General features: G+C 70.0%; 11 protein-coding genes and 1 other RNA gene. 5 read left to right on the forward strand and 7 right to left on the reverse strand.

Going from position 1 to position 13078, the window contains the following annotated elements:
• Positions 1-109: 109 nt before the first annotated feature.
• Entirely contained in the window at positions 110-1117 is a 1008-nt protein-coding gene (locus U8525_RS14070; protein WP_374265741.1) for an NAD(P)-dependent alcohol dehydrogenase, read from the reverse strand.
• Between the two features lie 154 nt (positions 1118-1271).
• Between U8525_RS14070 and ssrA the strand changes: the two genes are divergently transcribed.
• From ssrA to U8525_RS14085, 3 genes are all read left to right on the forward strand, one after another.
• Positions 1272-1635, forward strand: a transfer-messenger RNA (tmRNA) gene (gene ssrA / locus U8525_RS14075).
• A gap of 277 nt (positions 1636-1912) precedes the next feature.
• Complete coding sequence (locus tag U8525_RS14080) at positions 1913-2104, forward strand: hypothetical protein (RefSeq protein ID WP_374265743.1); 192 nt, start codon at positions 1913-1915, stop codon at positions 2102-2104.
• 216 nt (positions 2105-2320) lie between these two features.
• A complete protein-coding gene (locus tag U8525_RS14085; protein ID WP_374265745.1) occupies positions 2321-2731 on the forward strand; it encodes a hypothetical protein in 411 nt (136 codons plus the stop codon).
• A gap of 288 nt (positions 2732-3019) precedes the next feature.
• Here the strand turns inward: U8525_RS14085 and U8525_RS14090 are convergent, their stop codons facing one another.
• Positions 3020-3820 (reverse strand): hypothetical protein, encoded by an 801-nt coding sequence (locus U8525_RS14090; protein ID WP_374265747.1) that lies wholly within the window; start codon positions 3818-3820, stop codon positions 3020-3022.
• A gap of 337 nt (positions 3821-4157) precedes the next feature.
• Between U8525_RS14090 and U8525_RS14095 the strand changes: the two genes are divergently transcribed.
• Complete coding sequence (locus U8525_RS14095; RefSeq protein ID WP_374265749.1) at positions 4158-5447, forward strand: hypothetical protein; 1290 nt, start codon at positions 4158-4160, stop codon at positions 5445-5447.
• A 125-nt stretch (positions 5448-5572) separates the two neighbouring features.
• On the opposite strand, the gene U8525_RS14100 is transcribed toward U8525_RS14095, so the two are convergent.
• The 5 genes from U8525_RS14100 to U8525_RS14120 all read right to left on the reverse strand — a co-directional run bounded on the left by U8525_RS14100 (position 5573) and on the right by U8525_RS14120 (position 12217).
• Positions 5573-6838 (reverse strand): amidohydrolase family protein, encoded by a 1266-nt coding sequence (locus U8525_RS14100; RefSeq protein WP_374265751.1) that lies wholly within the window; start codon positions 6836-6838, stop codon positions 5573-5575.
• A 255-nt stretch (positions 6839-7093) separates the two neighbouring features.
• The gene (locus U8525_RS14105) at positions 7094-7993 is read right to left on the reverse strand and encodes a hypothetical protein (protein ID WP_374265753.1); all 900 of its coding nucleotides are present in this window, start codon (positions 7991-7993) and stop codon (positions 7094-7096) included.
• 149 nt (positions 7994-8142) lie between these two features.
• Positions 8143-10284: a M28 family peptidase gene (locus U8525_RS14110; protein ID WP_374265755.1), complete on the reverse strand. Its 2142-nt coding sequence runs from the start codon at positions 10282-10284 to the stop codon at positions 8143-8145.
• Between the two features lie 188 nt (positions 10285-10472).
• The gene (locus tag U8525_RS14115) at positions 10473-11030 is read right to left on the reverse strand and encodes a hypothetical protein (protein ID WP_374265757.1); all 558 of its coding nucleotides are present in this window, start codon (positions 11028-11030) and stop codon (positions 10473-10475) included.
• A gap of 251 nt (positions 11031-11281) precedes the next feature.
• A complete protein-coding gene (locus U8525_RS14120) occupies positions 11282-12217 on the reverse strand; it encodes a DMT family transporter (RefSeq protein ID WP_374265759.1) in 936 nt (311 codons plus the stop codon).
• Between the two features lie 71 nt (positions 12218-12288).
• On the opposite strand from U8525_RS14120, the gene U8525_RS14125 reads away from it, so the two are divergent.
• Positions 12289-13074 (forward strand): helix-turn-helix domain-containing protein, encoded by a 786-nt coding sequence (locus U8525_RS14125; protein WP_374265761.1) that lies wholly within the window; start codon positions 12289-12291, stop codon positions 13072-13074.
• Positions 13075-13078 lie beyond the last annotated feature (4 nt).

A 13078-nucleotide genomic window follows, 5' to 3' on the forward strand; every position in this document is an offset into this window, starting at 1 on the left:
TCGCCTGGAGCGGACGGTCCCGAGGGGAGCGCGGGACCTTACGCCGGAGGTCGTCCGGGTGGGGGTGGCTTTCTGCCGGCGCCTGTCGTCTGTGCGCCAGTGCCGGGCCTCACACGGTGATGACGATCTTCCCGAAGTGGCCGCCGGACTCCAGGTACTGGAGGGCCTCGCGCGCCTGGGCGAAGGGGAACACGCGGTCGATGACGGGCCGGGTCTTCTCCTGGGACATGGCCTCGAGCATGTCCTCGAACATCTCGCGGCTGCCCACGTAGGTGCTGACGACGCGCAGGCCCTTGTTGCCGATGGCGGCGGGGTCCGGCTTGCCGGGGGCGCCGGTGAGCAGGCCGATGAGCGCGATGTGGCCGCCCTCCCGGGTGGCCGCGACGGAGCGGGGCAGCGTGCCCGCGCCGCCCACCTCCAGCACGTGGTCCACGCCCTGGTTGCCGGTGAGGGTGTGCACCTCCAGCTCCCAGTCCGGCCGCTGGCGGTAGTTGATGAGCCCCTGCGCGCCCAGCGCCTTCGCGCGCTGGAGCTTGGCGTCCTGGCTGGAGGTGATGATGACGCGCGCGCCGAGGAGGCGGGCGAACTGGAGCGCGAAGATGGACACGCCGCCGGTGCCCTGCGCGAGCACGGTCTGCCCCCGCTTGAGGCCGCCCTGGGGGACGAGCGCGTTCCAGGCGGTGACCGCGGAGCAGGGGAGGGTGGCGCCCTCCTCGTAGGACAGCCAGTCCGGGAGGAGCACGAGCCCTTCGGCGTCCACGCAGACGTACTCCGCCAGGACGCCGGGGATGCTGCCGCCGAGCGCGTGGGCGACCTTCTCCGGGGTGCGCTCACCGTCGGTCCAGACCTGGAAGAAGGTGGGGGCGACGCGGTCGCCGGGCTTCACGCGGGTGACGCCGGCGCCCACGGCGACGACCTGACCGGCGCCGTCGGAGCATGGGATGAGGGGGAGCTTGAGGCCGGGGTAGGTGCCGCGGGCGATGATGAGGTCGCGGTAGTTGAGGGAGACGGCGTGGATGCGGACGAGCGCCTGGCCGGGGCCCGGTTGGGGCTGGGGCAGCTCCGCGAGGGTCCAACTGGAGGAGCCGGTGGGGGTCTGGAGCGCGTAGGCCTGCATGGAGGGGTCTCCGGTGGGGGCTGCCCGAGGGGCAGGCAGGGGAGGGGATGTCGCCGCCGCGACCGTCGGGACCTCAGGAGGATTGACGGAGGGCGTTCAGCGGTTAATGTAGGTCGAGTGCGGAGCCGTTGGGGCCGCATGACGTACATCGACCGGGGGCGACCTGGCTTCGACGGGGGCAATGACGTTCGAGACGCGTGCCGAGCTTGTTGGGTGCTCGTAAAACTGCCGACAACAACACAAAAGCCAACGACAACGTTGAGCTCGCGCTGGCTGCCTAACTAGCAGTCTCTAGTGCGCGGTCCCCCTGCTCTCGGTCCGTGGGGTAGGGACAGGCCGTCATAATGCGGACTGGCCGCCAAGGGTGCCTGGGCCCGAGGTGGCGAGACCTTTCCAGGACCGGCATCGGGTATCCCGTCCGTGGGAGCCCCGGTGACGTAGCAAATCGCGGACTACGCACGTAGGGTCGAAGAGCCGACGGCTTTCGGACGCGGGTTCGATTCCCGCCGCCTCCACTTGAAAGGGCCTGGCAATCCAGCACGGGTTGCCAGGCCTTTTCCTTGTCCGCGTTGCTCCGCGTGGGTGCCGTCCGGGAGCACGCCGTGGTACCTGCCTTCGCTCCAGGTCTTCCCTGCGGCTGGTGACGGTGGAGTGGGCCGGGGCCCTCGTGCAGCGGCAGGCGCTCGCGACCAGCACGCCCCAGCTCTGGCTGCTGCCCGGCAAGCACCTCGAAGGCGATGGTCTCATCCTGGAGCTTCGTGGTGGACGTGCTGACGCCCCTCCGCTCATGAGTTCATGAAGCTCGCGGGAGACAAGAAGCTCACCGTCCCTCTTCACGCCAACGTCATCCTCATGTGTGGCTGCCCGTTCGAGGGAGCGCTCCCCGTACAGCGGCAGGGCGCATACGAAGTCACGGTGACCGCGTATGATCCGGTTACCGGCAACACCAGAGTGGACTCCACCACGTTCATCGTCGAGGGAGGATGAGCCGGGGCGGATGGAACCGCGTCCACGGGGAACGCGTTTGCGTACCGTCCTACGCGGACCATGAGCCCTGGCGACGTCAAGGTATTGAGTTGCCGCGAGAGGCTTCGGCAGTACAGGTTGGCCTGTCGTTTGCTTTGGGAGGGCTCGGGCTCGCGAGTCTGTCATTCATTGGGAATGCACGGCTCCGGGCCTTTCCTCGTGACGCAGGAGTTCCCAATGGCCACGCTACAGCCCTTCTTTGCCTCTGGTACCCAGACTGGCTCCAAGGAGATCATCGAAACGCAGATCGTCTTCTGGGTGAACATCGGCACGGGCGTCTTCTCCAACTTCAACAACTTCAGCGCGTCTTTTCAGGGCACCATCGATACGGCCTTCTACAAGGGCCCGCTGAACCTGGACATCCAGCTCACGGATGAGAGTCCGGGCGCGCAGCGCGGCCCCGCGCGGGTCACGGTGAACGGCTCGGCGGACAACAACGCCACCTACCAGGTGCAGGGCCATCAGCTCATCATCAACGCGACCATCTCCGGCAAGGCGGAGAGCATCGCCATCTACCAGGGGGACGGCGGCACGTACCTGGGCCTGAATGGCGCGGTCAGCCGCACCGTCTGGCTCAAGCCGAGCTGAAGCCCGCATGCGTCGATGGCGCCACCCACAAGGCCTGGCTCCGTCGGTTGCTGGTTCCAGCTCAGCGGCAGGTCAGCCTGGTGGCCCCACCATCATTCATAGTTGGCTTTACGCTACCGGGGGCACCCCGTCCGCGGGCGAGGTGCCCTTGGTCGCGCCTGTCGCGGGCTACGTCTTCGCGGGCACGCCCGCCCTGGGCGACGTGCTGCTGGGGGCTCCAACGCGGCGGGTGGTCGCAAGAGCTGGCTGGAGCTGAGGTCACGCAGACGCCCCGGCCCCACCCGGCGCTCAGCAGTCGAGGTTGAACGACTTGTTGTCGCCGTTAGGCGCGGTGACCTGGACGGTGCTGCTGCCGTTGAACGTCGTGGTGAACGCCCCCTCGCTCGTCTCCACCCGCACCGTTCCCGCCGAGGGGCACTGGTGTTCGCAGCGCTGGTAGCCGGAGACGGTCGAGGTCGAGCTGAGGCTGCCCCTCGTGGACTGTGTCTGGCTGTCCACGGTGATGCACCCGCTGCCCTCCACCCAGGTGACCGTGCCCTGGGTCATGCGCGAGTCGAGGTGATCCGGCGAGAAGCTCTTGGAGACAATGGTGACCTGGCGCTGGTCTCCTTGAGGCGGGGCACCTGAAATCTGGAGGGACAGGGTGTACGGCTCGCCGTTGATGGTGAGGTTGTTGGAGCTGGCCGTGGCGGCGAGCTGCCCCTGGTTGTTCGAGAGCGTGACCTGGACGTTTCCCGTGAGCTGCGTGAGCGAGATCACCGCGGTGCAGTCGTTGAAGGTGTAGTTCACCGTCGCGCCCGACGCGGTGGCGGTGGCGCAGCCGGCGGGGGTGAAGGCGGTGTCGACGTTCGCCGCGAGCTGGGCTGCCGCCGCGTCCGGGTCGACGGTGTTCTGCTGGGGCAGGACCGGGAGGCTGTAATACCAATAGCCATACACCGGGTCGACCCAGGCGTAGCTCCATGCCGCGTCGTACGCCCCATAGTACGGGTCGTAGTAGACGTTGTCGTAATAGTATGGATCGTAGGTGCTGGTGCAGCCGAGGCTCGCGCCCAGCGCCAGGGACAACAGCGCCCGTCTCATCCGCTTCATCCTGCTCCCCCTTGAATGGGTCTCCGGAATCGGGCCGAAAGTGGGACCCGCTCCCAGGTCGGAGTACTGGTCCCCGGCGCGGCCCGACTGCTCGGCGCAGGCCACGTCCTCGGGCTCGGAGTGCCAGGGGGCTGCGCGGGAGGCCGCACCGTTCACCACTGGCTGATGCCCACGCCTGCCCCTCCCAGGAGCACGGTCCGGAGTGTCCGCGCCAACGCTCGCGCGGCACCCGGGCCCTGTATTCGGCGGGGACCGCTGCCCCTATCAATTCGCCCCGCGCGGCGGGCCGGAACCCTCCGCGCCCGCCGTTCTACCCGCAGCAACCCGAGGTCTCTGAATGAACCAGGAACAGTTCTCCATGCAGGGGCAGCAGATGTTTGGCGAAGCCCTCAAGGCTCGCATCGTCGAGGCCGTGCACGAGCGCGTCGTGTCCGGCCTGGAGGAGCGGATCGGCATGGAAATCCGTGAGCGCGTCGGCGACGCGGTCCGCGGTGCGCTGCGCGAGCGCATGACGAACGTGCATTCGGGGGAGATGGGCGGGCAGTCGTTCGACATGGAGCCGGTCGCCGAGGCCATCCACCACCGCCTCGCCGACGCCATCCATGAGCGCATCGTGAGCGGCGTCCACGAGCGCGCCCGCGCGGTGCTCCGGGAGCGGCTGGGCGAGGCGCTGCGCACCGCCCTGGCCGAGAACTGGATGAGCATGCACCAGGGGCACGGGCACTTCGACCCCCAGCGCATCGCCGAGCGCGTGCGCATCAAGCTGGAGGACGCCCTGCGCGACCGGCTCGGCACGGTCGTGCGCGAGTGCGTCCGCGACGTGCTGCGTGAGCGGCTGGGCGAGGCGGTGCGCTCCGCGATGATGGAGCGGCGGATGGGCATGGACGGCTTCGTGGCCATGGACCCCGAGCGCATCGCCGAGGCGATCCGCGTCCGGATCTCCGACAGCGTGTCGGACCGGATCCACACCGCCGTGCGCGAGCGCGTCCGCGAGGCGATGAAGGACCGCCTGACGGACATGCTGCGCTCCGCGCTGTCCGAGCGCCGGATGCAGGGCATGGGGCAGATCGACCCGGAGCGGCTCGCGGACACCCTGCGCGAGCGGCTCGCGGACACCCTGCGCGAGCGCGTCCAGAGCGGCCTGCGTGAGCGCGTGCGCGACGCGCTGCGCGAGCGGCTGGGCGACGAGCTGCGCGCCAAGGTGGGCGAGCGCATGCAGGGCTTCGGGGGCTTCCAGCCGCAGGGCTTCGCGGCCGTGGACCCCGAGCGCATCGCCGAGGCGCTCCGCGGGCGGCTCGTCGACACGCTCCACGAGCGGCTGTCGAGCAACCTTCGCGAGCAGCTTCAGGATGTGCTGCGCGAGCGGCTGGGGGACGCCATCCGCGAGTCGATGGGCTCCATGGGCGCGATGGGCCCGACGATGCGCGGCGGGTTCGGGGAGCCGTTCATGGGGGGCGTGCAGGCGCAAGGCCCTGGCCAGGTCGACACGGAGAGCCTCGTGGCCGCCATCCGCGAGCGCGTGGGCGAGGACCTCCGCGAGCGCATGGCCAACATCGTCCGTGAGCGCGTCAGCGAGGCGGTGCGCAAGGAGCTGAAGAACGGCTCCAGCTCCCAGCCCCTGGCCTGAGGAACTCCGGCTCCAGGGCCGGGCCCCCTTATCCGGGGGGGAAGGAGGCCCGCCCTGGAGCCGGAGACTCCCTCTCCTCCTCCATCGCCGCATGCGGAGGAGGGGAGGGAGGTGGCCCGGCGTCGCTATCGCGCGGGTTCGCGGACATAGAGCGCCTTGCCCGCGCGAATCGTGCACTTCACCTCGGTGAACCGCTGGACATCCGCCGAGGGATCGCCGTCGAGCACCACGAGGTCCGCGTCGAAGCCCGGCTTGACGCGGCCCCTGTGGTCGGAGGCGCTCCAGCGCGCCGCGGGGGCCGTGGTCAGCGATGCGAGGATCTGCATCGGCGTCAGCCCCGCCTGGGCCATGAGGACGTATTCGCGCGTCGGATCCAGGTCGGTCATGTACCCGACGTCGGTGCCGAAGAGGACCTGGCCACCAGCGCTCGAGAACGCGGCGAGCTGTCGCTCGGCACCTCCCACGATGCGCTCGGTCACCTCCGCGGGCACCTGCTCCTTGGCGAGCTCATGGCCCCAGAGCTGCAACGTCGGCACCAGGGACACGTGGCGCTCGACCATCTGACGGATGAGCTCGGCGCTCCATGTGGACTTCGGAGGGTCGATGGTCGTGTGCACGACGATGTCCACGCCCGCCTGCACCGCGGTGCTCACGCCCTCGGGATCCGTGGGATGCACCATGGCCAGACCTCCGTGCGCGTGGGTCTCCTCCACGATGGCGCGCGCGATGTCCGCGGGCATGCGGCGGATCTCTCCATGTCCCTGGGGCGTGGCGACGAACAGCTTGGTCCCCCGCGCGCCGTTCTCGAAGTTCGTCCGGATGATGGCGCGGGCCTCCTCCGCCGACGCGGGCTGCGCGAGCTGCCGCAGCAGCTCGGGCGGCAGGTCCCGCAGGTAGAAGGGGATGCCGTTCCGCGGATACATCGGGGAGCCGACGGTGAGGAGCTCCGGTCCCTGCACCTCACCGCGCTCGATGCGCTGGCGAAGGGCCCCGGTGTTCGCGGGGTCGGAGCCGGTATCGACGACCGTCGTGAAGCCGAAGCGCGTGGTCATCCCGCTCAGCGGCGGCTGGAGCTCAGTGGCTGGCCGGCTGGCGGCTCCGGCGAACGCGGGGTCGGTGAAGTGGACGTGGCTGTTCTGGAAGCCGGCGGTGATGACGCCGCCACTGCATGCGTCCTCGCGACGGACCCCGGCTGGCGGCGCGTCGGACTCGGAGCCCATGGCTTCAATCTTCCCGCCGCTCACCAGCACCCAGGCGTTGTCCAGCGGGGGCTCGTCCGGAGCCACATAGAGCCGCGTGCCCGTGAGGAGCCAGCGATCGGCGGACGCGGGACGCTGCTGCGACGCGCAGCCCGCGGTGAGCAGGCAGAGAAGAAGTGTCAGCTGTTTCATGTGGCCTACCCCTTCGGCCCGCACCGTGCTCCCGAGCGCGGACCCCGTCAATCCGATGCCGGCCAGCCCCAGTATCAACCCTGGCGCTTCGATGAATCCGGGCACGCCGTATCGCCGCGCTCCCTCGTGCCTCGGGGCGGAGGTGCGCGAAGGCTCATGCCGGATTGGCGAAATCAGAAGCCTTGTGGCGGCGTGTCGCCTTCACGCAGGGGACCTGGTGCGAGGCCCGATGGCGCGGCTGAGGCGGCTGGAGGCCTAATAGGTTCCCCAGCGCGAAGGGAGAGGACCGCTCCATTGCGTCCGGGTTCCCGGCGTCGCCAGCGGTGCGGTGCCATTGATGCGCATGACGCTGGAGCTCTCGTTGAGGCTGGACCAGTCCGCGGCGATGTTTCGGCAGTAGCGGTCTTTCGCGAGACCCGTGGTCATGTCGTGGATGCAGGGGGTGGCATCCCAGACGCGGTCCGCTTGCAGGCGCTGGACGGCGGCGACGATGCTGGCGGGCATCTCCCCTGAGGCTCGAACGAAGGGAACGCCATCGACAGGCGCTCCCGCTGACGAGAGCAACTCAAACGCCTTGCCGGAGTAGCTCAGCGTACCAGGCATGCTGAAATCCCAGGCGCTGTCGCTGAAGGGTGCCGTCTGTCCACAGGAGGCCGGGTCGCCAGGAGCGTCGGTGCAGGACCCGCCGAGGTGGAGCACCAGCACGGCACCCGTCTCCACCGTGTAGCCCTGGGGGAAGGTGAAGGCGAAGTCGGAGTTGGTGAGCTCCAGGAGCGAGATGCCGCTCAGCGTTCCACCGGAGACGGCCACCAGCTCGATGAGATCCTGGGGGTGGTCGGGGTTGATCTCGGTGATGCGGAGCGAGGCCTCCGGAGGCGGCTCGCCGCCATCCAGGGTGCCCGCATCGGAGCCGCCGGCATCCGGAGAGCCCGCGTCGTCGGAGCCCGCGTCGGGAGTCCCCGCGTCCACGCCCGCGTCACCCGTGCCCGCGTCGGGAGTCCCCGCGTCGGGCGAGGAGGCCTGAACGCAGCGCTCTTCAACGCAGACGATGTCGGGGCCCCGCGACGCGCAGTCACCCGTCTCCGTGCACTCAGGTGAGGAGCAGGCGGAGACGAGCGGGAGCAGGGCAAGGGCTGCGAGTCGCGAGCGGAGCATGGGGAGGACCTGGAGGTGTGGTGGGTGCGCGGGCGGGCGGATCTCCGTGAACATAGGGGAAACGGGAGCGTGGTTGAGGGAGAAGAACGCCCGTCGTGCGTGGCCCCTTGTTCGTGGCGTGGAACCCAGCCTGGAGCGCGCTCCAATCCCTAGCGTCCTCGCGTCATGACGCCGCCCTGCTCCAGCAACCCGAACAGCTCCAGCAGGGCGTCCACGGAGAAGACATGGCCATACTCGGCGTAGGCCGCGTCGCGGATGTCCGCTACGGAGCGCTTGCCGTCGGCGTAGCTCGCGAGTGCGTCCGCCAGTTGGTAGAAGCGCAGCTCGCCCTCGCCCCGCTCCCGCAGGGCCGTGGCCGCGGTGCTCATGGCGTTCTTCACCGCCTCGACGCGGGCCCTGGCTTCGGGGGCCGCGCCGCGCTCCAGGTCGTCGAACGACGCGAGCTCCTGGCCCTTCACGCGACGCGGAACGAAGGCCCTCGCCCGGCGCTCGGCTTCGCCAGGGGCGGGCTCCTTCAGGGACACCTTGCGCGCCTTGCCGTCCGCCTCCAGGCGCGCCAGGGCCTGGGACTCGGCGCCCTCCAGGGCCTTGATCAGCACCTTCACCGGCTCCGCGGGCGCGCCCAATGCCAGACACGAGCGCAGGGCGTCGCGCTCACGCTGGTAGCCGGCGCGCACCGTGGCGCGCGCCAGGCGGGCGAAGGCGGGCAGCTCCGCGTCGGGCGTCGCGGCCAGGTCGAGGCGGGCCCGGAACTCGTCCTCCGCCACGCGCTTCGCGCCGTGCACCGCCACCAGGCGCGACAGCTCCGCGGCGCCCGGACCTTCCACCCACGCGGCGACGGTGACGGTGGCCAGGCCCGCGAAGGCGGCGCGGTGCAGCTGGGTGGGGTCCACGTTCTCTGGCCGGTCGCCGCTGGTGTGGTAGCCGTCATCGGGCCACGTGGAGAAGGCGACGCCGGGGATGCCGTAGTCGTTGAAGATCTGGTGATCCGAACCCCGGCTGTAGCGGTCCATGTGCGCGTCCATCGGGTCCCGCGAGCCGGTGACCGAGCCGATGCGGAAGTCCCGCCTCGGCGGGTAGGCCACGCTGTTGAAGCGGTTCATGAAGGCCACCGTGGACTCGGACACGGCGTTCACGAAGCTGCCGTTCCAGTCCGGCGTGTACGAGACCTGGAAGCGGGAGTGGACGCGGGTCATGCTGGCGCCGAGCATGTCGAAGTTGAACTGCGCCACCCGCCGCACCGGCTCCGCGCCGTGGCGGGAGAACCACTCGCGGGTGCCTTCGAACTCCGGCAGCCACAGCACGCGCAGGGTGCGCACCGGCGGCGGCAGCACGCCCCGGCGGATGAGCGTGGTGTATGTGCGCACCAGCTCCAGCAGCGTGGCGGAGCCGGAAGCGTTGTCGTCAGCCCCGGGCTTGTAGTGGTCCAGGTGGGCGGTGAGGACGACCTCCTCTCCCGGACGCGTCCCGGGGATGACGCCACTGACGATGCTGAGATGACCCGTGGGCGCTTGCGTAGCGATGCTCACGTCCACCTTCAGCGGACCTTGCCGCAACTGGGCGCGCAGCTCGCGCGCCTGACGGTCCGACACCATGAACACGAAGGGGATCCGCACGCCCTGGGACATCAGGCTGCGCGGGAGGAAGACCCAACCCACCTGATCCGGGAAGTCGCCGTCCATGCGGTTGGGGAGGTTCCAGGAGGGCGTCGAATAGGACGACACCACGCCCACGGCGCCGAGCTTCAGCACGGCGTTGCGCAGCGCGGTCGAGGGTGGGCCCCGCGTGAGCACGACCTTGCCCTTCAGGTCCTTGCCTGCGTACTCCGCGTCCTCGGTGCCCGTGTCCACGTCGACCAGCTCCAGGTCCGTGCCCTCGAAGCTGCCGCTCCCGACCGCCAGGGACATGGGCTGGTCGGCGTAGGACGTCACCCGGTACCGGTGGGGCCCGGCCACCCACAGCTCGCCGCGCGTGGCCCGCCACCGGGGGCCGTCCTTCATCGCCTCCAACTGGACGTCCTGGAGCCCCGCGGCTTCGGCGGCGGTCTTCACCCAGGTGGCCGCCTCCGTGTAGCCATCAAGGTTGTCGCGCGCGAGGAGGGACAGCCGCTGCACGCCGTCCTGGATGCGGTCCCCGGAGCTCTCCTGGATGAGCGCGCGCACCACGTCGTCGCGAAGCACCATCCCGGTCGTGGGAGAGATGGGCCCCAGCGGGGACGCGGGAGCCTGGGCGGAGGCGCTGAGTGAGACGGACAGCGCGAGGAGGACGAAGGTCAACGGGCGGAAGGTCATGGGGGCTCGGAAAGATTCAGTGCCTGGGCGCCGACGGTCGTGGCCATCCTGCCAGCGCCGAGCGCGGTCATGGCTGGCGCGTTGATCATGACGGCGACCGCCATGGACCGGGGAGCGAGCCGTCATGGCTCCGTTGACTTCATGGGGTGGGGCCGCCCGCTTCCCGTGATGCCCGGGAGGAGCCACTGTCAGGGCGAGCTTTGCATCGACTCACGTGCGTGAGCCCGCTCCTCGCGCTGCTTCTCGATCAGCGCTCGCGCCTTCACCTTCTGCGACGCATCCAGGCTCGCTTCGACCTCGCGGTATGCCGCCGCCTCGTTGTCCTCCATCGCCTGGAGCAGGGCCTGCTGCCGCTTCTTGTCCTCCTCGCTCAAGGGCGGGGGCGGGGGGCGGTCGGGGGACCTGTACGGAGGCCGCCCGCCCAGGCCCACCGGGGCGTTTCGGCCGGGCATTCCGGCTCCCGGCGGGGGGCCGCCTCCCGGGGGCGGTTCGGGATGCCAGACCTCCCGGAGCTGCTCACGCAGGGGCTTGTTGGCCGCGGTCAGGGCCTCGTCCTGCTGACCGATCTTGATCAGCTGGTCGGTGGTCAGCTGTAGCTCCTCATGGTGCTCCAGCAGCAACGCGAGGGGCGACTCGAAGAGGACCCTCGGGGGCGGCCGCCTTCGCTGCTCTGGCGGCGAGGACGAGGCGCAGGCGGTAACGAAGGCCACCAGCAACAACCACGGCATGAGATGGCGCGGCGACATCGGTGTTGGCTCCTTCTTCGTCTCCGCCTCGAGCGAGGCAGCGCCCCTGCTCGGCGTCAGGGTGGGGCGCGGACGAATGTTCCTCCGTTCCCTCTCGAAGAGGAAGCTTGGGGGCCCGCTCCGCGCCCACCCTCTGAACGGGGCAGCGCCGAAGACGCGTCACGGGCCCGTGGCCGATGCCTGAACAGCCATCTCTTTCTCGCGAAGGGGACCCATACGCACACCCGTGGCGCCCTCGCTCCGCCCGGGACTCAGGTCTCGCCCGGCTTCATCGCGGACGTGGAGCGCAGCAGGCCGGCGCCGCTCACGATGAGGATGCCGGTGAGGACCAGCACCGCGCCCACCACGAAGGAGAGGTCCGCCTGCTCGTTCAGCACGAAGATGCCCGCGCTGACGCCGAACAGGGGCGTCATGAACGAGAAGACCGACAGGTTGGAGGCGAGATAGCGGCGCAGGAGCCAGAACCACGCGAGGTAGCTGGCGAAGCAGACGATGACGCCCTGGAAGAACAGGCTCGCCCAGGCGATGGGGGCCAGCGTGATGGGGCCGGCCTGTCCGGTGAGCAGGGCCACGGGGAGCAGCAGCGCGACGCCGCCCACCAGCTGGTACAGCAAGGTCTGCGTGGGCGGTGCGTCGGACAACGCGGAGACGCGGATCACCACGGTGGTGGCGCCCCACGACAGGCCCGCGAGCAGCCCCATCGCGTCACCCCGGAGCACGCTCGGGCTGAGGCCGCCCCGGAGCACGCCGCCGCCAAAGGCCAGCGCGATGCCCGCGAACGCCACGCCAATCCCCAGCCACTGCGTCCGCTTCAGCCGCTCCGAGGGCACGAACGCGTGCAGGCCCAGCGCGGAGAAGACGGGCGCGGTGTAGAGGAAGACGCCCATGTGCGAGGCGTGCGTGTGGCGCAGCCCCTCGCCCACGAAGAGGAACTCCGACGCGAAGAGCACGCCCACGAGCAGCCCGGGGCGCCACGGCCCACGGCGCAAGAGCCCCCGCTCGCCCCGCACCCAGCACAGCAGCCCCACGAGCAGCGCGGCCAGGCCCGAGCGCAGCGCCATCTGCATCAGGTTCGGGATGTGGGGCGCGGCCAGCTTCACGGCCACCTGCTGCAAGCCCCAGATGGCGCACAGCACGACCATGGTCGCGAGCGCGAAGCCATCCGCGGGTTTCCGGTGAGAGCTCATGGACTTCATCCTGCGGCTGACGGGGCGGATGGATATAGCGAGATTCCGACAACCCATGCCGAGAAGCCGCCATGGCGAAGCAGCTGCAAGTTCCCTTCACCTCAAAGCTTCCACACCCCGTGTACTTCCGCGCGGCGAGCCTGCCCGCGGCGGCCGCCTATCCCCGGCATCGCCACCCGTGGGGGGAGTTCGTCTACGCCTTCAGCGGCGTGATGGAGCTCAAGCTGGCGGGCAACCACTACCTCGCGCCCCCGCAGTACGGCATCTGGCTGCCGCCCGACGTCGAGCACCGGGGCATGAACCGCTTCGAGGCGACCCACTGCTCGCTCTACCTCGCCCCCGAGTGGTGCCGGGGGCTGCCCAAGACGACGTGCGCGATGGCGGTGAGCCCCTTGATGAAGTCCCTGATGGAGCACCTGCGGGACAGTGCGCTGGCGCAGCCCCGCACCAGCGCCGAGCGCAGGCTGTTCCGGGTGCTGATTGATCAGCTGTCGCTGGCTCCGGCCCATGGGAGCTACCTGCCCATGTCGGATGATGCGCTCCTGGCGCCCATCCTCACGGCGCTCGAGCAGCACCCGGAGGATGAGCGCTCCCTGGCCGAGTGGGCCCAGGCGCTGCACACCACCGAGCGCACGCTGGAGCGGCGCTGCCAGCAGCGCCTGGGCCTGTCCTTCAGCGAGTGGCGCCAGCGGCTGCGCGTGGTCAAGGCGCTGGCGATGCTGGAGCAGGGCCACGCGGTGGAGGCCATCGCGCTGGACCTGGGCTACAGCAGCGCGTCCGCCTTCATCGCGATGTTCCGGCGCATGACGGGCACCACGCCGGACAAGGTCCGCGGCCAGGGGCTCGTGGCGCCGTGAGCGC

This window comes from Corallococcus sp. RDP092CA (assembly GCF_041903675.1).
Classification (GTDB): Bacteria; Myxococcota; Myxococcia; order Myxococcales; family Myxococcaceae; genus Corallococcus.

Coding starts and splice junctions, on each gene's coding strand:
- U8525_RS14070 (WP_374265741.1), bottom strand. CDS start 1,117: ATGCAGGCCTACGCGCTCCAGACCCCCACCGGCTCCTCCAGTTGGACC.
- U8525_RS14080 (WP_374265743.1), top strand. CDS start 1,913: ATGAAGCTCGCGGGAGACAAGAAGCTCACCGTCCCTCTTCACGCCAAC.
- U8525_RS14085 (WP_374265745.1), top strand. CDS start 2,321: ATGGCCACGCTACAGCCCTTCTTTGCCTCTGGTACCCAGACTGGCTCC.
- U8525_RS14090 (WP_374265747.1), bottom strand. CDS start 3,820: ATGAAGCGGATGAGACGGGCGCTGTTGTCCCTGGCGCTGGGCGCGAGC.
- U8525_RS14095 (WP_374265749.1), top strand. CDS start 4,158: ATGAACCAGGAACAGTTCTCCATGCAGGGGCAGCAGATGTTTGGCGAA.
- U8525_RS14100 (WP_374265751.1), bottom strand. CDS start 6,838: ATGAAACAGCTGACACTTCTTCTCTGCCTGCTCACCGCGGGCTGCGCG.
- U8525_RS14105 (WP_374265753.1), bottom strand. CDS start 7,993: ATGCTCCGCTCGCGACTCGCAGCCCTTGCCCTGCTCCCGCTCGTCTCC.
- U8525_RS14110 (WP_374265755.1), bottom strand. CDS start 10,284: ATGACCTTCCGCCCGTTGACCTTCGTCCTCCTCGCGCTGTCCGTCTCA.
- U8525_RS14115 (WP_374265757.1), bottom strand. CDS start 11,030: ATGTCGCCGCGCCATCTCATGCCGTGGTTGTTGCTGGTGGCCTTCGTT.
- U8525_RS14120 (WP_374265759.1), bottom strand. CDS start 12,217: ATGAGCTCTCACCGGAAACCCGCGGATGGCTTCGCGCTCGCGACCATG.
- U8525_RS14125 (WP_374265761.1), top strand. CDS start 12,289: ATGGCGAAGCAGCTGCAAGTTCCCTTCACCTCAAAGCTTCCACACCCC.